At 70.7% G+C, this 17658-nt stretch carries 21 protein-coding genes and 1 pseudogene; 16 read left to right on the top strand and 6 right to left on the bottom strand.

The genetic code is table 11. The features are described 5' to 3' along the window. Positions 1–132: 132 nt before the first annotated feature. Positions 133–1026, bottom strand: coding sequence for a LysR family transcriptional regulator (locus U4Z64_RS35740; RefSeq protein WP_321822487.1), 894 nt, complete (start codon positions 1024–1026; stop codon positions 133–135). 108 nt (positions 1027–1134) lie between these two features. Between U4Z64_RS35740 and U4Z64_RS35735 the strand changes: the two genes are divergently transcribed. Next, positions 1135–1890, top strand: a complete 756-nt coding sequence (locus tag U4Z64_RS35735; RefSeq protein WP_321822486.1) for a TerC family protein — start codon at positions 1135–1137, stop codon at positions 1888–1890. A gap of 61 nt (positions 1891–1951) precedes the next feature. After that, positions 1952–2254: a zf-TFIIB domain-containing protein gene (locus tag U4Z64_RS35730; RefSeq protein WP_321822485.1), complete on the top strand. Its 303-nt coding sequence runs from the start codon at positions 1952–1954 to the stop codon at positions 2252–2254. Positions 2255–2368: 114 nt separating this feature from the next. On the opposite strand, the gene U4Z64_RS35725 is transcribed toward U4Z64_RS35730, so the two are convergent. Beyond that, on the bottom strand, positions 2369–2785 hold the full coding sequence (locus U4Z64_RS35725) for an Hsp20/alpha crystallin family protein (RefSeq protein WP_044844923.1): 417 nt from the start codon (positions 2783–2785) through the stop codon (positions 2369–2371). Between the two features lie 16 nt (positions 2786–2801). Next, complete coding sequence (locus U4Z64_RS35720; RefSeq protein WP_044844922.1) at positions 2802–3242, bottom strand: Hsp20/alpha crystallin family protein; 441 nt, start codon at positions 3240–3242, stop codon at positions 2802–2804. Positions 3243–3487: 245 nt separating this feature from the next. Here U4Z64_RS35720 and U4Z64_RS35715 point away from each other — a divergent pair, with 245 nt between their 5' ends. After that, the gene (locus U4Z64_RS35715; RefSeq protein ID WP_321822484.1) at positions 3488–4405 is read left to right on the top strand and encodes a 3-hydroxyacyl-CoA dehydrogenase NAD-binding domain-containing protein; all 918 of its coding nucleotides are present in this window, start codon (positions 3488–3490) and stop codon (positions 4403–4405) included. A 38-nt stretch (positions 4406–4443) separates the two neighbouring features. On the opposite strand, the gene U4Z64_RS35710 is transcribed toward U4Z64_RS35715, so the two are convergent. Then, positions 4444–4725, bottom strand: a complete 282-nt coding sequence (locus U4Z64_RS35710; protein ID WP_321822483.1) for a DUF4148 domain-containing protein — start codon at positions 4723–4725, stop codon at positions 4444–4446. Positions 4726–4896: 171 nt separating this feature from the next. Beyond that, entirely contained in the window at positions 4897–5745 is an 849-nt protein-coding gene (locus tag U4Z64_RS35705) for a LysR substrate-binding domain-containing protein (protein WP_039322076.1), read from the bottom strand. Between the two features lie 333 nt (positions 5746–6078). Here U4Z64_RS35705 and madL point away from each other — a divergent pair, with 333 nt between their 5' ends. The 11 genes and pseudogenes from madL (at position 6079) to U4Z64_RS35650 (ending at position 15073) form a co-directional block, all read left to right on the top strand. After that, the gene (gene madL, locus U4Z64_RS35700) at positions 6079–6474 is read left to right on the top strand and encodes a malonate transporter subunit MadL (protein ID WP_321822482.1); all 396 of its coding nucleotides are present in this window, start codon (positions 6079–6081) and stop codon (positions 6472–6474) included. 11 nt (positions 6475–6485) lie between these two features. Continuing rightward, positions 6486–7253, top strand: coding sequence for a malonate transporter subunit MadM (gene madM / locus U4Z64_RS35695; protein ID WP_321822481.1), 768 nt, complete (start codon positions 6486–6488; stop codon positions 7251–7253). A gap of 168 nt (positions 7254–7421) precedes the next feature. Then, positions 7422–9068 (top strand): malonate decarboxylase subunit alpha, encoded by a 1647-nt coding sequence (mdcA, locus tag U4Z64_RS35690; RefSeq protein ID WP_044844917.1) that lies wholly within the window; start codon positions 7422–7424, stop codon positions 9066–9068. A 10-nt stretch (positions 9069–9078) separates the two neighbouring features. After that, complete coding sequence (mdcC, locus tag U4Z64_RS35685; protein WP_044844916.1) at positions 9079–9393, top strand: malonate decarboxylase acyl carrier protein; 315 nt, start codon at positions 9079–9081, stop codon at positions 9391–9393. After that, entirely contained in the window at positions 9390–10325 is a 936-nt protein-coding gene (locus tag U4Z64_RS35680) for a biotin-independent malonate decarboxylase subunit beta (protein WP_321801403.1), read from the top strand. Before mdcC ends, U4Z64_RS35680 begins: the two co-directional genes overlap by 4 nt. After that, the gene (gene mdcE, locus U4Z64_RS35675) at positions 10312–11019 is read left to right on the top strand and encodes a biotin-independent malonate decarboxylase subunit gamma (protein ID WP_044844914.1); all 708 of its coding nucleotides are present in this window, start codon (positions 10312–10314) and stop codon (positions 11017–11019) included. The genes U4Z64_RS35680 and mdcE overlap by 14 nt, the downstream gene beginning before the upstream one ends. After that, positions 11006–11674, top strand: a complete 669-nt coding sequence (mdcG, locus tag U4Z64_RS35670) for a malonate decarboxylase holo-[acyl-carrier-protein] synthase (protein WP_044844956.1) — start codon at positions 11006–11008, stop codon at positions 11672–11674. Before mdcE ends, mdcG begins: the two co-directional genes overlap by 14 nt. Continuing rightward, positions 11671–12525: pseudogene (gene mdcB / locus U4Z64_RS35665) on the top strand (triphosphoribosyl-dephospho-CoA synthase MdcB); the annotation flags it as partial. The gene mdcG and the pseudogene mdcB, both read left to right, overlap by 4 nt. A gap of 89 nt (positions 12526–12614) precedes the next feature. Next, positions 12615–13547, top strand: coding sequence for a malonate decarboxylase subunit epsilon (gene mdcH / locus U4Z64_RS35660; RefSeq protein WP_321822480.1), 933 nt, complete (start codon positions 12615–12617; stop codon positions 13545–13547). Positions 13548–13708: 161 nt separating this feature from the next. Beyond that, positions 13709–14230 (top strand): phospholipase D-like domain-containing protein, encoded by a 522-nt coding sequence (locus U4Z64_RS35655; RefSeq protein ID WP_321812382.1) that lies wholly within the window; start codon positions 13709–13711, stop codon positions 14228–14230. Between the two features lie 174 nt (positions 14231–14404). Then, positions 14405–15073: a phosphoribosyltransferase gene (locus U4Z64_RS35650; protein WP_321812383.1), complete on the top strand. Its 669-nt coding sequence runs from the start codon at positions 14405–14407 to the stop codon at positions 15071–15073. On the opposite strand, the gene phaZ is transcribed toward U4Z64_RS35650, so the two are convergent. Continuing rightward, positions 15060–16283 carry a polyhydroxyalkanoate depolymerase gene (gene phaZ, locus U4Z64_RS35645; RefSeq protein WP_321822479.1) on the bottom strand — a complete coding sequence of 408 codons (1224 nt, stop codon included), beginning with the start codon at positions 16281–16283 and terminating at the stop codon, positions 15060–15062. The two genes, U4Z64_RS35650 and phaZ, sit on opposite strands and share 14 nt — an antisense overlap. 182 nt (positions 16284–16465) lie before the next feature. Between phaZ and U4Z64_RS35640 the strand changes: the two genes are divergently transcribed. Both U4Z64_RS35640 and U4Z64_RS35635 read left to right on the top strand, forming a co-directional pair. Further along, positions 16466–17095, top strand: a complete 630-nt coding sequence (locus U4Z64_RS35640) for a glutathione S-transferase family protein (protein WP_044844909.1) — start codon at positions 16466–16468, stop codon at positions 17093–17095. A 343-nt stretch (positions 17096–17438) separates the two neighbouring features. After that, positions 17439–17636 carry a hypothetical protein gene (locus U4Z64_RS35635; RefSeq protein ID WP_044844954.1) on the top strand — a complete coding sequence of 66 codons (198 nt, stop codon included), beginning with the start codon at positions 17439–17441 and terminating at the stop codon, positions 17634–17636. Positions 17637–17658 lie beyond the last annotated feature (22 nt).

Genomic DNA, 17658 nt, shown 5'->3' with positions numbered 1-17658 from the left:
TTTCAATAGGCTCGGCGAGATGCCGCGCGGGGCTGCGGGCGCAACGCACGCGGCGGCGGGGCCGGTGCGATGCGCGTGGCAATCTCGTATGGCCGGGGCGTCATTATAGTTTCGTTTGATGTCGCGCTCGCTTCAGCCGGCCGGCGCCGGCCGCGCGGCGGCGAGCAAGCGCGACGCCAGCGGGTGGTGTTCGCCGCGCCGCGAGCGGATCGCATGGATCTCCTCGGTCACGTCGCCCGCGCGGCCGAGCCGGCGCAGCCCGCGCAGCAGCGATGCGTCGTTCGCGCCGAGTTCGCTGAGCGGAAACACGCCGAGGCCGCGCGCCGCGAACACGGCCATCAGCGCGCTGTCCTCGAATTCGCCAGCGATGCGGGGCACGATCCGTTCCCGCTCCAGCCACAGGTCGAGGCGCGCGCGCAGCGCCGAGTGGGCGGTCGGCAGCAGCACCGGCAGCTCGGCGAGGCACGCCGGAAAGCGCTGTCGCGCGGCCGGCGTGACGAGCGCCGCGGGCCCGTACCAGTCGACCGGCGACGCGACGAGCCGCTCGCTCGTTACGCGCAGGTTCGACCCCGACGGCGCGCCCTGGCCGGCCAGCACGAGGTCGAGGTGATGCAGCGCCAGTTCCGCGAGCAGCGCGTCGTGCTCGCCCTCGTGGCACAGCAGCCGCAGCGTGGGCGTATCGAGCACCGGCGCGAGGAGCGCATGCGCGGCGAGCTTCGAGATCCCGTCCGCGAGGCCGACCGCGAGCCGTACGGTCGGCTGGCTGGCCGCCGCGCGCACTTCGTCGGGAATCAGCCGGCCCATCTCGAAGATGGCCTCCGCACGCGCATACGCGGCCTGGCCCGCGTCGGTCATCGCGACACCGCGCCCGGCCGGGCGCAGCAACTGGTGGCCGAGCGACTTTTCCAGCTCGCGGACCTGCGCGCTGATCGTCTGCACGGCCATGTCGAGCCGCTCGGCGGCGCGTGCGAAGCCGCCTTCCTTCACGACGACCCAGAAATAGTACAGATGGCGGAAATTCAGCATCGGATCGTTATTTCGTAAAAACCGAACCAAAGATCAGATTTTCTCTGATTTTTGCGAAGTCGTGCGCTACCTATCATCGGGCTTTCCACCTTCGAATCGGCCCTTTTCATGGACTCCCTGCTGACGCTTGCCGCCGACCCCGCCGTCTGGGCCGCGCTCCTGACGCTCGTCGTGATGGAAGTCGTGCTCGGCATCGACAACCTGATCTTCATCTCGATCCTCAGCAACAAGCTGCCCGAAGCGCAGCGCGCCCGCACGCAGCGCCTCGGCATCGCGCTCGCGCTCGTGATGCGCCTCGCGCTGCTCGGCAGCGTCGCGTGGATCGCGAGCCTGACCGAACCCGTGTTCACGCTGTTCGATCACGCGTTCTCTTGGCGCGACATGATCCTGCTGTCGGGCGGCCTGTTCCTCGTGTGGAAGGCGACCACCGAGATCCATCACCACGTGTCGCATGACGGCGACGGCGCGGGCGCGTCCGGCGGCGCGGCCCGCCTGACGATGTGGGCCGCGATCGGCCAGATCGTGATGCTCGACATCGTGTTCTCGATCGACAGCATCGTGACCGCGATCGGCATGACCGAGCACGTGCCGATCATGTTCGTCGCGGTGATCGTCGCGGTGTCCGTGATGCTGTTCGCCGCACAGCCGCTCGCACGGTTCATCGACCGCAACCCGACCATCGTGATGCTCGCGCTGTCGTTCCTCGTCGTGATCGGCATGACGCTGATCGCGGAAGGCTTCGGGTCGCACGTGCCGAAGGGCTATATCTACGCGGCCATGGCGTTCTCGGCGTTCGTCGAGGGCATGAACATGCTGGCGCGGCGCGCGAAGGCGAAGCGCGTGGCACGGCGCGAAGGTCATTGAGCCAAGCGGGCGGGCCGTGGCCCGCCCGCGATTCGGAATGTCCGACGAAAGGAGAAACGCGATGAAATGTCCGGTCTGCAAGACGCCCGACCTGCTGATGGCCGAGCGGCAATCGATCGAGATCGACTACTGTCCGACGTGCCGCGGCGTGTGGCTCGATCGCGGCGAACTCGACAAGCTGATCGCACGCGAAACCGGCGACGGGCCGGCGCGCCGCGACGAGGTGCCGGTGCGGCACGATGCGCAGGCGCCGCGCGGGCGTGACGACGGCTGGGGGCGCGACGGCCGCGAGCACGACGACCGTTACCGGCACGACGGCCGGCGTCGCAAGAAGTCGGTGTTCGACCTGTTCGATTTCGATTGAACGCGACAGCGAGCGTGTCCTGCTCGGCACATCGAAAAAAAGCCCCGCCGCGCGTCATGCCCGGCGGGGCTTCGTCATTCGTCATGCGCGTCGCGTGACGAACACGCGCCGACGTTACGCGTTGCCGGCCGTCACGTCGATGCGGCGCGGGCGCGTTTCCTCGCGGCGCGGAATCGTCAGCGTGAGCACGCCGTCGCGCAGGCTCGCATCGATCCGCGACGTGTCGAGGTCGGGGCTCAGCACGAACGTGCGCACGTAGCGCGGCGCGCGGACTTCGGCATGACGCACGCGCAGGTCGGCCGGCGTGTCGATGCGTGTGTCGGCTTCGATCGTCAGCGTGTTGTCGTGCACCTTCACGTCGAGATTTTCGCGCGGCACGCCGGGCAGGTCGGCACGCAGCGTGACGCGCTGCCTGTCTTCGACGATATCGACGGCCGGCGTGATCGCGGGCCGGCGCGCGGCTTCGGCGGCGGCTGCCTGCGCGGCACCGGTCTGGCGTTCGGTCAGGGTCTGGCTCTGGCTCGTATTCATATCGTTCTCCTGAAGGTTACTGAACGGTGATCGCGCGCGGCTTCGAGGCCTCGCGCCGGCCGACGCGAATCAGCAGGCAGCCGTTTTCATAGCGGGCGCTGACGTTGTCGGCGTCCGCGTTCTGCGGCAGCTCGACCACGCGGCGGAACGCGCCGTGAAAGCGCTCCTGCGCGTAGGTGCGCACGTCGTCGCCGGCGTCGTGCGGTGCGGGTTTGCGCTCGCCGCTGATCGTCAGCAGGTCCTTGTCGATCGAGACGTCGAAGTCGGCCGCGGCCATGCCGGGAGCGAACGCGACGATCTCGATCGCGTCGTCGGTCGCGCCGACGTTCAGCGCGGGGAACGCGCTCGGCCGCACCGCGCGGATGCCGGTCGGGGGCTCGCCGAACAGGCTCGCCATCTGCCGCTGCACGCGGGCGAATTCGTCGAACAGGTCGTGACCGAAATGAATACCGCTCATGAGGATCCTCCGGAACATGAGGCGCGAAAGACACGATGGCGCGACGCCGATGGCGAGTGCGACGCACGGTTTTCCGCTGAGTCGAAACGGGGGCAGTGCGCGTGACGGGCACTGCCTGGCAACGGGTAATTAGAGGCCGCCGCGGTGGTTTTCAAGAGGGCAAGTGCAATCGGCATCAACGCGTCGTGACGGGGATCGATGCGACAATCGTCGCGCTATCCACAGACCACGGAGACGGAACGGACATGGAGATTCAACGCATCGCGATCGTCGGGGCCGGCGTGATCGGCGCGAGCTGGGCGGCTTTCTATCTGTCGAAGGGCTTCGACGTCGTTGCGACCGATCCCGCACCGCAGGCCGACGCGCGGCTGCGCGACGCGCTCGCGGCCTTCCTCGGCGAGCGGGCCGCCGAACTTTCCGCGCGGCTGTCGTTCGACGCCGATCTCGTGCGCGCGCTCGACGGCGTCGATTTCGTGCAGGAAAACGGCCCGGAGCGGCTCGACCTGAAGCGCGCGCTGTACCGGCAGATGGACGACGTGCTGCCCGCGCGCGTGCCGATCGCGTCGAGCTCGTCGGGCCTGAAGATGTCCGAGATCCAGACCGCGTGCGACAGGCATCCGGAACGCTGCCTGATCGCGCATCCGTTCAACCCGCCGCACCTGATTCCGCTCGTCGAGCTGGTCGGCGGCAGCGCGACCGACCCGAGCGTGATCGCGCGCGTGAAGGCGTTCTACGACGCACTCGGCAAGCAGACGATCGTGCTCAACAAGGAGACGACCGGCCACGTCGCGAACCGGCTCGCGGCCGCGCTGTTTCGCGAGGTGTATCACCTCGTCGGCGAGGGCGTGGTGAGCGTCGCCGATGCGGACAAGGCGGTCGCGTGGGGGCCGGGCCTGCGCTGGGGGCTGATGGGGCAGTGCCTGACCTATCACCTCGGCGGCGGCGCGGGCGGGATCGCGCACTTCCTCGAACACCTGTCGGGGCCGATCACGACGTGGTGGGACGATCTCGGCACGCCGTCGTTCGACCCGGCCGTCGATCGCAAGCTGAACGACGAACTGCGCGCGATCCAGGGCGAGCGTTCGATGCAGGAACTGGCGGCCGAGCGCGACCGGCTGCTCGTCGAGCTGATCGACGCGCGGCGCCGCAGCTTCCTGCCCTGAGCGCGCCGCCGCGCGGCGTTCCGGTCGCGCCGGGAAGGCTATTGCTGCACGGCCGTTTGCGGTGCTGGCTGCGGCGTCTGCGCGAGCCACGCGGGCAGCGCGGCCTGCACCAGTTCGCGATTGCGCGCGCGCGTCGCGGCATCCGGCGGATAGTTACCGTCGTTGGTCGGCAGTTCGCCGTCGAGGTAGGCCTGCTTCAGCTGGGCGACGACTTCCGCGCGCGTGAGGCCCTGCGCGGGGGCGGCGGCATCGGTTTGCGCAAAGGCGGGGGACAGCAGCGCGGCTGCGGCGGCCGCGACGGCGATTCGCACGACGTTCATGGTGTGCTCCGATCAAGGGGACGGGACAGCGGACGCGCGGCACACTGCCGTGCGTTCCGATGCGGCCCATTGTCGCGAGCGGGGACTGCGCGGACGCTGACGCGTTCCGGGCAAGATGGTCAGTTGCGCGCGAACACCGCGGCGGCGTTGGCGTGAAGGCGGCAGCCAGCGTTACAGCTCGGCCGCTGCCGCGATCAGCGTCGCTTCGAGCGCGAGCGTCGAGCGCGACGCGGCCGCCGGCCGGTCGATCACGTATTCGAGTTCGCCGAGTTCGGGGAGCCCCGCGTCGAGCCGCGCGAGCCCGGCCGGAATCACGTAGCCGGCGAACGCGCTGACGCCGAGCCCCGCGCTCGCGGCCGCGCGCAGCACCGCGATGCTGCTGCTCACGACGGCGATCCGGTAAGGGCGGCCGACCGCCTCCAGCGACTCGAGCACGCGGCGGCGCGATACGCTCGGCTCCGGATGCATCGCGAGCGGCAGCACGGCCTCGTGGCCGGTGATCCGCGAATCGGGGCCGGTGCACCAGTACAGCGGTTCGCTGCGGATCACGCGGCCGCGCCGGCTGCCCGCGACGCGTTTCGCGAACACCAGGTCGTGACGGCCTTCGTCGAGCGCATCGAACAGGTCGCCCGACAGCCCGGTCGAGATCGCGAGCTCGACTTCCGGATTGCGCTGCACGAAGCTCGCGAGCGCGGCCGTCAGGTGCGCGGACGCGAAATCCTCCGACATCGCGAGCCGCACCTTGCCCGACAGCGGCGGGCCGCACACCGACGTGACGGCCTCGTCCATCAGCTCGAGGATGCGCACCGCGTAGCGGAACAGCGCGTCGCCGTGCTGCGACAGGTGCACGTTGCGCGTGTCGCGCTCGAACAGCGGCCGGTCGAGCAGTTCCTCGAGGCGGCGGATGTGCTGGCTGACGGTCGACTGCGACAGGCTCACGCGTTCGGACGCGGCGGTGAAACTGCCGGACTGGGCGACGGCGACGAAGCTGCGCAGCAACTCGGGCGGTAATGGACGCATTGCTAAATCCACTGAATCGGTTTCGACAACTTCATAAATGGCCGGCTGGTGCGGCGCTAGTATCGGATCACGCGCTGGTGCGGCCCATGCAAACGGGGCGCACCGGACGCGTAGCCCGTGTCGCGCCGCCGGCTCCATCGGTCAGTCTAAGCCATCCGGCGTCCGGCCCGAAACCGCATCATCCCATCGACCGCCCGAGAACGCGCTCGCACGACGAGCCGCCGGGCCGCGGCGCCCCGCCGCAGGAGACACCCAGTCCGCGCCCGGAACCGGCATGCGGGCCCGACTCCCGCACGCGTCAGGCACCCGTCACGAAGAGACTGGAGACGACTCATGATCATCTACGGAACCGCGCTGCTGGCGTTCTGCCATCTGGCCGGACTGTTCCTCGGCGACCTGCTGGGCGCCGCGATCGGCGTGAAGACCAACGTCGGCGGCGTCGGCATCGCGATGCTGCTGCTGATCTGCCTGCGCCTGTGGCTGCACCGGCGCGGCTGGCTGCCGAAGGAGACCGAGGCCGGCGTCGGTTTCTGGGGCGCGATGTACATCCCGGTCGTCGTCGCGATGGCCGCGAACCAGAACGTCGTCGCCGCACTGAAGGGCGGGCCGGTCGCGCTGCTTGCCGCCATCGGCGCGGTCGTGATCTGCGCATGCTGCATCGCGGTACTCGTGCGCACCGGGCGCGACGACACGGCCTTCGCGGGCGTGCCGCAATTCGAAGAACAGTAACGGAGGCCGCGATGCTGCAGATGCTCGAAAAAACCGTCGCCCACAACGGGCTCGTCGCGTCGTTCGCGCTGGTCGGCCTGATCATGTGGTTGTCGTCGATCGCGTCGCGCAAGCTCACCTTCGGCCGCGTGCATGGCTCCGCGATCGCGATCGTGATCGGCCTCGTGCTTGCGTACGTCGGCGGCGCGTTCACCGGCGGCGAGAAGGGGCTGGCCGACGTCAAGCTGTTCGCCGGCGTCGGCCTGATGGGCGGCGCGATGCTGCGCGATTTCGCGATCGTCGCGACCGCGTTCGAAGTGCAGCCGACCGAGGCGCGCAAGGCCGGCCTCGTCGGCGTCGTGTCGCTGCTGCTCGGCACCGTGCTGCCGTTCATCGTCGGCGCGTGCATCGCGCGCGCGTTCGGTTATACCGATGCGGTCAGCATGACGACCATCGGCGCGGGCGCCGTCACCTACATCGTCGGGCCCGTGACGGGCGCCGCGATCGGCGCGAGCTCCGACGTGATCGCGCTCAGCATCGCGACAGGCCTCGTGAAGGCGATCATCGTGATGATCGGCACGCCGGTCGCGGCGAACTTCATGGGCCTGAAGACGCCGCGCTCCGCGATGATCTTCGGCGGCCTCGCCGGCACCGTGAGCGGCGTGAGCGCGGGCCTTGCTGCGACCGACCGCCGGCTCGTGCCGTACGGCGCGCTGGTCGCGACGTTCCATACCGGCGTCGGCTGCCTGCTCGGGCCGTCGGTGCTGTTCTTCACGACACGCGCGCTGGTCGGCGCATAACCGCCACGCGTGCGATCCGGGCGACCCGTGCGCAAGCGCCGGCGCGCGCGGGCCGCGGCGGGGCCGCATCCATCGCGGCGTCCTCTGAGTCGCATTCGTCAACATCATCAATCGGCGGCGGCGCCAGGCTTAGAATGCCGCTGAACCATCGAAGCGGGAGAACTGTTCATGACGGGATGGAATCACGCGCGGCAGGCGCGCGATGCACGGCTCGCGGCCGGTGCGGCTTACGCGCACGGCAAGCGGGTCGATGCGCGCGACACCGTCGCGTTGCTCGAAGCGGTGCTGCGGCCCGGCGACCGCGTTTGCCTCGAAGGCGACAACCAGAAGCAGGCCGACCTGCTCGCCACCGCGCTTGCCGACGTCGACAGCGCGAAGATCCACGACCTGCACATGGTGCAGTCGGGCGTCGTGCTGCCCGAGCATCTCGACGTGTTCGAGCGCGGCATCGCGAAGCGTCTCGACTTCGCGTATTCGGGCCCGCAGTCGCAGCGCATCGCGAAGCTGCTGTTCGGCGGCAAGATCGCGCTCGGCGCGGTGCACACCTATCTTGAACTGTTCGCCCGCTACTTCATCGACCTCACGCCGCAGGTCGCGCTGATCGCCGCGGTCAGCGCCGATGCCGACGGCAACCTGTACACCGGCCCGAACACGGAAGACACACCGACCGTCGTCGAGGCCACCGCGTTCAAGGACGGCATCGTGATCGCGCAGGTCGACCGCATCGTCGACAAGGTGCCGCGCGTCGACATTCCGGGCGACCGCGTGCATTTCGTCGTCGAGGCCGGCCGGCCGTTCTACGTCGAGCCGCTGTTCACGCGCGACCCGGCCGCGATCACCGAGACCCAGATCCTCACCGCGATGCTCGCGATCAAGGGCATCTACGAACCGTACGGCATCAAGCGCCTGAACCACGGGATCGGCTTCAACACGGCCGCGATCGAGCTGCTGCTGCCGACCTACGGCGCGAAGCTCGGGCTGAAGGGCAAGGTCTGCACGCACTGGGCGCTCAATCCGCACCCGACGCTGATTCCCGCGATCGAATCGGGCTGGGTCGAGCAGGTTCACTGCTTCGGCTCGGAAGTCGGGATGGACGACTACATCCGCGCGCGCTCCGACGTGTGGTTCACGGGCCCCGACGGGTCGCTGCGCTCGAACCGCGCGTTCTGCCAGACCGCCGGCCTCTACGCATGCGACATGTTCATCGGCTCGACGCTGCAGATCGACCTGTCCGGCCATTCGTCGACGGTCACGGCCGAGCGGATCGCCGGCTTCGGCGGCGCGCCGAACATGGGCAGCGACGCACGCGGCCGGCGTCACCCGAGCGAGCCGTGGCTGAAGGCCGGTGCGGAGGCCGACCCCGACACGCCGGCGGCGCTCAGGCGCGGCCGCAAGCTGGTCGTGCAGATCGGCGAGACGTTCGGCGACAAGAACGTGCCGATGTTCGTCGAGAAGCTCGACGCGCTGAAGCTCGCCGACAAGCTGCAGCTCGACCTCGCGCCGATCATGGTCTACGGCGACGACGTCACGCACATCGTCACCGAGGAAGGGATCGCGAACCTGCTGATGTGCCGCGACAAGGACGAACGCGAGCACGCGATCCGCGGCGTGGCCGGCTATACGGAAGTCGGCCGCGGCCGCGATCGCAGGCTGGTCGAGCGGCTGCGCGAGCGCGGCGTGATCCGCCGCCCGGAGGATCTCGGCATCGATCCGCTCGACGCCGACCGCCGCTGGCTTGCCGCGCGCTCGATCAAGGATCTCGTGCACTGGTCGGGCGGCCTGTATGCGCCGCCGGCCCGGTTCCGCAACTGGTGAGGAAGAGGGCATGGAACAGTTGAACTATCGCTTCACCGCGCGCGAACGCGCGCAGGGCGAACTGGCCACGGCGCTCGTCGGCGTGGTCGCGTCCGGCAATCTCGAGGTGCTCGTCGAGCGCGTGCTGCCGGGCAACGAATGCGAGATCGACATCCGCACCGCGGCGGTCGGTTTCGGCGCGGTGTGGCAGGCCGTCGTGTCGGACTTCGTCGAACGGCGCGCACCGGGCGGCCTGAAGCTGTCGATCAACGACGGCGGCGCGCGGCCCGACATGGTGTCGCTGCGGCTCGCGCAGGCCGTGCGAGCGATCGAGGGAGGCGCATGATGACCGACGCGATCCACGACGCACCCGCATTCGTCGCGAACCGCGCGAGCTGGTACGAAGCGTCGGCGCGCCAGCGCGTCGACGGGCTGCTCGACGCGGGCAGCTTCACCGAATTTCTCGGACCGGGCGATCGTGTGACGAGCCCGCACTTGCCGCTGTTCGACCTGCCGCAGCAGTTCGACGACGGCATGGTGGTCGGCCGCGGCCGGCTCGACGGCACGCCAGTGTTGGTCGCCGCGCAGGAGGGCCGCTTCATGGGCGGCGCGTTCGGCGAGGTACACGGCGCGAAGCTCACGGGGCTGCTGCGTGCGGCGCGCGACCTCGGCACGCCGGTGCTGATCCTGTTCGATACGGGCGGCGTGCGGCTGCAGGAAGCGAATGCGGGCGAACTGGCGATCGCCGAGATCATGCGTGCGCTCGTCGACGCGCGCGCAGCCGGCGTGCCGGTGATCGGGCTGATCGGCGGGCGCGCGGGCTGCTACGGCGGCGGCGGCCTGCTCGCCGCGTGCTGTTCGGCGCTCGCGGTGTCGGAGCAGGGGCGCATCAGCGTGTCGGGGCCCGAGGTGATCGAGACCAATCGCGGCGTCGAGGAATTCGATGCGAAGGACCGCGCGCTGATCTGGCGCACGATGGGCGGCAAGCATCGCCGTCTGATCGGCGGCGCGGACCGCTACGTGGCCGATACGCCCGACGCGTTTCGCGCGGCCGCGCTCGACCTGATCGGCCGTGCGCCGAACTTCGACGCGGCGATGCTGCGCGCGGAGCAGGCGCGTCTCGAAGCGCGCGTCGAACGGTTCGGCGCATGCAAGGACGCGCTCGACGTGTGGCGTGCGCTCGGCGCGAGCGAGCCGGAAGCGATTCCCGGCATGCCCGACGATGAATTCGCGAAGCTCGCCGATCAACTGCAGGAGGCGCAGCATGACGCTCGATGAAGTATTGACCTCGCTGTTCCCGAACGGCCACGCGATCACGCGGACCGGCGGCTTGCTGGCGGGGCACGCTGATCTGACCGGCACGCGCGTCGACGTGATCGGCGTCGCCGACCGGCTGCCGTTCGGCATCGACGAAGCCGTGACGCTCGCGTCGCACGTGCTCGACACGATCGGGCGCGGCGGCGACACGCCGATTCTCGTGCTCGTCGACAGCGACAGCCAGCGGATGAGCAAGCGCGACGAGCTGCTCGGCCTGAACGAAGGCTTGTCGCATCTCGCGAAATGCCTGATGCACGCGGAGCTCGCCGGGCACCGGACGATCGGCCTGCTGTACGGCCATACGGCCGCGGGCGCGTTCATCGCGACCGCGCTCGCGACGCGCACGCTGCTCGCGTTGCCGGGCGCGGAGCCGGAAGTGATGGACCTGCCGTCGATGTCGCGCGTGACGAAGCTGCCGATCGACGTGCTGAAGGAGATGGCGCGCTCGACGCCGGTGTTCGCGCCGGGACTCGACAATCTCGTGAAGATGGGTGCCGTCGACGCCGTGCTCGACCCGGCCCGCGCGCTCGACGCGCAGGTCGCCGAATGGCTCGGCAAGCCGGCCGATCGCAACGACGTGCGTGCGGCGCGCGGCCGGCCGGTCGCGGCCGACGTCGCGCGGCGTGTCGAGGCACTCGCGCGTGCCGCACGCTGACACGCCGCTGCGCCGCCACACGCTCGTCACGCTGACGGCGGCCGGGTGGGGCGCGGCCTGCGCGCGCGATCCCGCGCTGGCGGCCGATCCGCTCGTGCAGGCGTGGGCCGCGCACGGCTGGCCGCTGATCGTGCGCCGCGCGTCGCCCGACGAGGCCGATGCGGGGCGCATCCCGCTCGGCTTGCCGCTGCCGCCTTCGGCGGGCAAGCGGCGCATTGCAATGAACGTCGCCGCCGACGCGCTCGCGTCGGTCGGTCCGCTGCCCACGCTCGCCGATGTGCTCGCTGTCGCGCCCGACGCATGGCACGCGACGCTGCGCGACCTGGCTGCGCTCGGCGCCCGCTGCGGCGTGCAGGGCCGCGTATTCGGCAGCCTCGCATGGCAGGCGCTGACGGGCGAGCGCTACCTGAGCGCGTCGTCCGATCTCGACCTCGTGTTTCCGCTGCCGGACGCCGCATCGCTCGCCGCGCTGCTCGACGGCCTGGCGACACTCGACGCACGCGCGCCGATGCGCATCGACGGCGAACTGCTGCGCGACGACGGCGCCGGCGTGAACTGGCGCGAGCTGCATGCGCGGCTGCCTGAAGTCGCGGTCAAGACGGCGATCGCCGTCGAATTGATGCCTGCCGACGCATTCACCGGAGGCACGCGATGAGTGCGTGGGCCGCCTGCCGCGCGCCGGTGCCGTCCGATGCCGAGCGCATCGCCGAACTCGCCGAGCACAGCCTCGTGCTGGAAATCGACACCTATCCGAAGCCGGGCCTCGTCAGTCACGTCGACACCGGCAGTCACGCGGACATGGATGCCACGATGTTCGTGCGCAGCGCGGCCGTGCTGCGGCCGTACTTCGCGGAGCTCGCCGATGCCGGTGCGCGTGACGCCGACATGGCCGTGCTGCGCAAGATCGGGCTGCGCGCGGAACACGCGATGCTTGCCGCGACCGGCGGCGTCAACACGCATCGCGGCGCGATCTTCGGGCTCGGGCTGCTGTGCGCGGCCGCCGGCCGCCGCACGGTGCCGGGCACCGCGGCACGCACGCTGACGCTGGGCGCGTTCGTCGCGCGGCGCTGGGGCACCGAGATCCTCGGCGGCCCGCGGCTGCCCGACAGTCACGGCGAGCGCGCGAGCCGCCGCTACGGCGTCGGCGGCGCGCGTCGCGAGGCGGCCGACGGGTTCACGACCGTGTACGACGTCGGGCTGCCGGCCCTGCGCCGCGCGCGGCGCTGCGTGCCGGACGATCCGGAGGCCGCGCGCGTCGACGCCTGCTTCGCGCTGATCGCCGCGCTCGACGATACGAACCTGCTGCACCGCGGCGGGCAGGCCGGCCTCGATTTCGCGCGTGCCACGGCACGCGCATTCGTTGCCCGCGGCGGCATCCGCGCCCGCGACTGGCGACTGCACGCGGCCGCTGCGCACCGCGCGTTCGTCGCGCGCCGGCTGAGCCCGGGCGGCGCGGCCGACCTGCTGGCGATGAGCGTGTTCGTCGATGCGCTCGAAACGGGCGAAACGGGCGAAACGGGCGAAACGGGCGAAACGGGCGAAACGGGCGAAACGGACGAGACGGGCGAAACGGGCGAGACGAACGAGGCGGGACGATGACGCTGGCGATCCTCTGTTCGGGGCAAGGCGCGCAGCGTGCGGACATGTTCGAGCTGACCGGCGCGGTGCCGCAAGCCGATGCGCTGTTCGCGCACGCCGGCCGGCTCCTCGGCGACGATCCGCGCGACTGGGTGCGACACGCCGAACCGGATGCGCTGCGTGAGAACCGCGCTGCGCAGATCCTCTGCACGGTGCAGGCGCTTGCGGCGACGATGTTGCTCGAGGCGATGTGGCCGCGGCGTCGTTGCGTCGCGGGGTACAGCGTCGGCGAAGTCGCGTCGTGGAGCGTCGCGGGGATGATCGATCCGCACGACGCGCTGGCGCTGGCCGATGCGCGCGCGCGCGCCATGGATGCCGCGAGCGGCGGCGATGAACGCATGGCATTCGTGCGCGGGCTCACGCGTGCGCGGCTCGCGCAACTCTGCGACGGCCGCGATGCGGCGATCGCGATCGCCAATCCCGGCGATGCGTTCGTGCTGGCCGGGCGGCAGGCCGACGTCGCCGCGGTGGCCGACGCCGCCGCACGCGACGGTGCGCTGCGTGTCGCGCCCGTGTGCGTGCGGATCGCGTCGCACACGCACCGGCTCGCGGCGGCGGTGCCCGCGTTTCGCGCATCGCTGGCCGCCGTGAACGTGCGCCGGCCGCTGCCCGGCACGCGACTGTTTTCGGGGATCGACGGCGCGTCGGTGCTCGATGTCGACGCCGGGCTCGACAAGCTTGCGCGCCAGATCGCGGAGCCGGTCGAGTGGGCGGCCTGCCTGGCCGCGTGCGTCGAGGCCGGCGCGACCGCGTTTCTCGAACTCGGCCCGGGCCGCGCACTGGCCGAGATGGCGGGCGGCGCGTATCCGGCGCTGCCGGCACGCAGCGTCGCGGATTTCCGTTCGGTCGACGGCATCGCGAGCTGGCTCGCGCGCGTCGCGGCCGGCTGACCGGCGGCGGGCAAGCGGCCGGATCACGCGCCGCAACTGCTTCGAATCCAGTTCGAAATCCGCTTCGAAATCCGCCTGCCGACCGGTCGTTCCGCGCCGGGTGTTGCGCCGGCGCAGCAGCGCTGCAGCAGGCGCTTGTCATGCGAATTGGCGTCGCTACAATGGCGCCCGCCATGAGACCAGCCGCCTTCCTCGTCGCCGCGCTTTGCTGCGTGGCGACCGCCCACGCCAGCCCGATTCCGTCCGACGCAGCAGCAGTCGGCAGGTACTTTTCGTATGACAATGCGGCGGCCGACGCGACCGTCGACCTGATCGGTCAGGCGCAGCGTCGCGTGCTGCTGGCCGGCTACGCGTACGTGCCGCCCGCGGTCGCGGCGGCGCTGCGCGCGGCGCGTTCGCGCGGGATCGACGTGCGGGTCGTGCTGGTGCGCTCGCCGCGTGCGGGCAAGTACAGCGGCGCCGGCTATCTGAAATCGGCCGGCATCGACGTCGCGATCGATTCGCGGCACGGCGACCCCGCACCGCGCTTCGTGATCGTCGACGACAGCGTCGCGCTGACGACGCTGTCCGACGACGCGGCCGCGCACGCGGAAACGGTCAACGTGTTCCAGCGCGCGCCGGAACTCGCGCAGTCGTACGCGCAGTCGTTCTGGCGGCTGTATCGGCAGGCCGGCGGGCTCTGAGCGCTTGACGGCAGCCCGCCCCGGGCGAACGCCACCCATCCTTTTCCTTGCCGCGATCGGCCTGCCGCGGACGCCGGTATGACCCTGCTTGCATCGGCGTGTCCGATGAACCATGCTCGTTGAACAGGTGCCGGCGCGCAGTCGCGCATCCGGCCCAACGGCAGGGAGCCGATCTTGACCGAGTGTTTTGCGGATCGCGCCGACGCGGGTCGTCAGCTTGCGCTCGCGCTGCACGACTATGCGGGGCGTCGCGACGTCGTCGTGCTCGCGCTGCCGCGCGGCGGCGTACCGGTTGCATTCCCGATCGCGCAGGCGCTGCGCGCGCCGCTCGACGTGCTGGTCGTGCGCAAGCTCGGCATGCCCTCCGATCCCGAATTCGCGATCGGCGCGATCGCGACCGGCGGGGCGATCCACCTGCAGCACGCGGCGATCCGCGCGATGGGCGTGTCCGATTCCCAACTGGCCGACGTGATCGTGCGCGAGACCGCCGAACTGCAGCGCCGCGACACGCTGTATCGCGGCGCGCGGCCGCCGCTGCCGGTCGACGGTCGCATCGCGATCGTCGTCGACGACGGCATCGCGACCGGCGCGTCGATGCGCGTCGCACTGCAGGCGCTGCGCAAGCGCCATCCCGCGCGCATCGTGGCCGCCGCACCCGTCGCGCCGGCCGGCGCCCAGCATGCGTTCGACGATCTGGCCGATGCGTTCGTGACGGTGTCGCAGCCGCTGCGCTTCTTCGGGATCAGCCAGTTCTACGCGCGTTTCGACCAGACCGGCGACGACGAGGTGCGCGCGCTCCTCGATGCGGCCCGCGGGCCGGACGACGACCTCACGTCCGCCTGACCCGGCGCCGGCGCGATCGCGGGCGAACGGCTTCGGCCTGCGCGAACACGCGCTGCAGCGCCGGATGGACGTTGCCGTGCCAGCGCGCGCCCGTGAACAGCCCGTAGTGATCGCAGTCGTCGATATCGAGACGCTGGCGCTCGCCGGCCTTGAGGCCGCGGCACATGTCGAGTGCCGCATGCGTCTGGCCGGCGCCGGTGACGGCGTCTCGACCGCCTTCGACCGTCAGCAGCGCGACGCCGCGCAGCGCGGCCGGCTCCACGCGCTGGCCGCCGACTTGCCACGTGCCGTTCGCGAGGCACATCCGCTGGAACACGATATCGACGGTGTCCAGGAAGTATTCGGCCGGCATGTCGAGCAGCGCCGTGTATTCGCGCAGCGCGCGCCGCGCGTCCGCCAGCGCCGTCAGGTCGAAGTGCGACGCGGCGCGCGCGTAGTCCTCGATCAGCGTCAGGAAGCGTTGCGGATACAGCAGCGCGATCTCGCCTTGCTGAAGATAGGTCGGGAACACGTGCCGGCCACGGCCGGGGAAGCGGGGCGGCACGATGTCGATCAGGTGGCGGCGGCACCACGTGAGCGAACGGGACGCGGCCGTGGTGCCGAGCGTGGTCGGGTTGATGCGTGCGTCGAGCGGCCCGCCGATCAGCGTGACGCTCGCGGGCGGTGCGTGGCCGCGCGCGGCGCGCAGCGCGAGTGCGCCGAGTGCGGGAACGGTGGCCTGGCATACGGCGACGACATGCAGCGGCCGGTCGTCGCGGGCGAGCGCGTCGACGAAGCCGTCGAGCGTCGCCACGTACTCGTCGAGCCCGAAGCGGCCCGCCGCGAGCGGGACGTCGCGCGCATTGACCCAGTCGGTCACGCAGACGTCGCCGTCCGCGAGCAGCGCCTCGACGGTCTCCCGCATCATCACGGCCGCGTGCCCCGCGAGCGGCGCACACACCAGCACCGCGCGCCGCGCATCGTCGCGTGCGAAGCGCCGCAACTGGCAGAACGGCGTGCGCGCGACGATCCGCTCGTCGACGGCCGGCCGCCGGATCTCGAAGCGCGGCGGCCCGGCGGCCGGCCCGAGGAGCGGCTCGAACAGGTCGTCGTAGCACGACGACACGGCGTGCGGCAGCGTCGCGGCGGGCCATACGTCGAACGCGTGGCGCGTCGCTTCGCGCCAGGCGCGCATCCATTCCCGCTGCTGCTCGACGACGTCGTACCACATGGCGAACCTCGAGGCGGAAGGGAGGTGAATCTGCATTATGGTCACTCCGGGCGCGCAGCGGGTGTCGGAAACGTGACCGGACGACGCGGATTTCGCCGCGCGTTTCGGCGGCATCGCGCTAGGCGCCGGCGCAGGGCGCTGCTACAGTCGTCGGTCCCATTCCCTCAAGCGGAGCGTTTGCGATGAAGCTGATCGGCATGCTGGATTCCCCGTTCGTGCGCCGTGTCGCCATATCGGCGAAGCTGCTCGACCTGCCGTTCGAACACGAGTCGGTCTCGGTGTTTCGTCAGTTCGACCGGTTCCGGTCGTTCAGCCCGGTCGTGAAGGCGCCGACGCTCGTGACCGACGACGGTGCGACGCTGCTCGATTCGTCGCTGATCGTCGACTACCTCGACCATCGCGTCGCGCCGGAGCGGCGCCTGTTGCCCGACGCCGCCGACGCGCGGTTGCGCACGCTGGTGCCGGTCGGCCTCGCGCTGGCGGCGGCCGAGAAGACGGTGCAGGTGGTGTACGAGCACGCTTTGCGGCCGACCGACAAGCAGCACGCGCCCTGGCTCGAGCGCGTGCTGAGCCAGCTCGAGGCCGCGTACGGCGAACTCGAGCCGCTCGTCGCGGCCGCGAACGGCTGGTTCGGCGGCGCGCGGCTGCTGCAGTCGGACGTGACCGTCGCGGTCGCCTGGCGCTTCACGCAATTCATGGCCGCCGATTATCCGGCGCTCGCGCGGATCGATCCGGCCCGGTATCCGGCGCTGGCCGCGCATTCGGCGCGTGCGGAAGCGCTGCCGGCGTTTGTCGAGACGCCGCTCGCCTGAACGCGGCGTCGATCCCGGCAGCACCGGAACGGCGGCGGGCGACGGCGGCGCGTCCGGCCCCGCCGCGTCGGAACTGGGCCGGCATTCGGCGCATATCGACCCAACCGCAGTCCGCGGCGCGTCCGATCGCGCGTTATTGTTCGGCGCGACGCGCTGGAAACCACGTCGCGCCGCTGCGTTTTATGCGCCCGCGCGCTCGTGCGCTGCCCGCCCGGCCCCGCCCGGCAAGGACGAGCCGATTGTTCTCCGCCGCTGACAAGTGACTTCGCATTCGCGCCGTTTATCCGGATGCGGGCCGTCCCTAGAATCCACTCCATCGAATACGCATTGCCTGATGGAGCCGATGATGAGAGCGCTGATCGAATCGAGTCTGTACCACCCGTCCGTCGTGTTGCCGCTTGCCGCGCTGACGCAACTGATGGTCGAGCGCGACTTCAATCTCGGCCAGGTCGGCCTGATCGTCGCCGCGCGGGGCGCGCAGGCAGCCGTGTCGCGTTCGCGTGCGCTGATCTTCTGCCGCCACTGCGAAGCGCACGCATGAACCCGCGTCACGTCTACGGATA

This window comes from Burkholderia sp. BCC1996, assembly GCF_905339955.1.
Lineage (GTDB): Bacteria > Pseudomonadota > Gammaproteobacteria > Burkholderiales > Burkholderiaceae > Burkholderia.
This window is presented reverse-complemented; position numbering and strand designations above follow the sequence as displayed.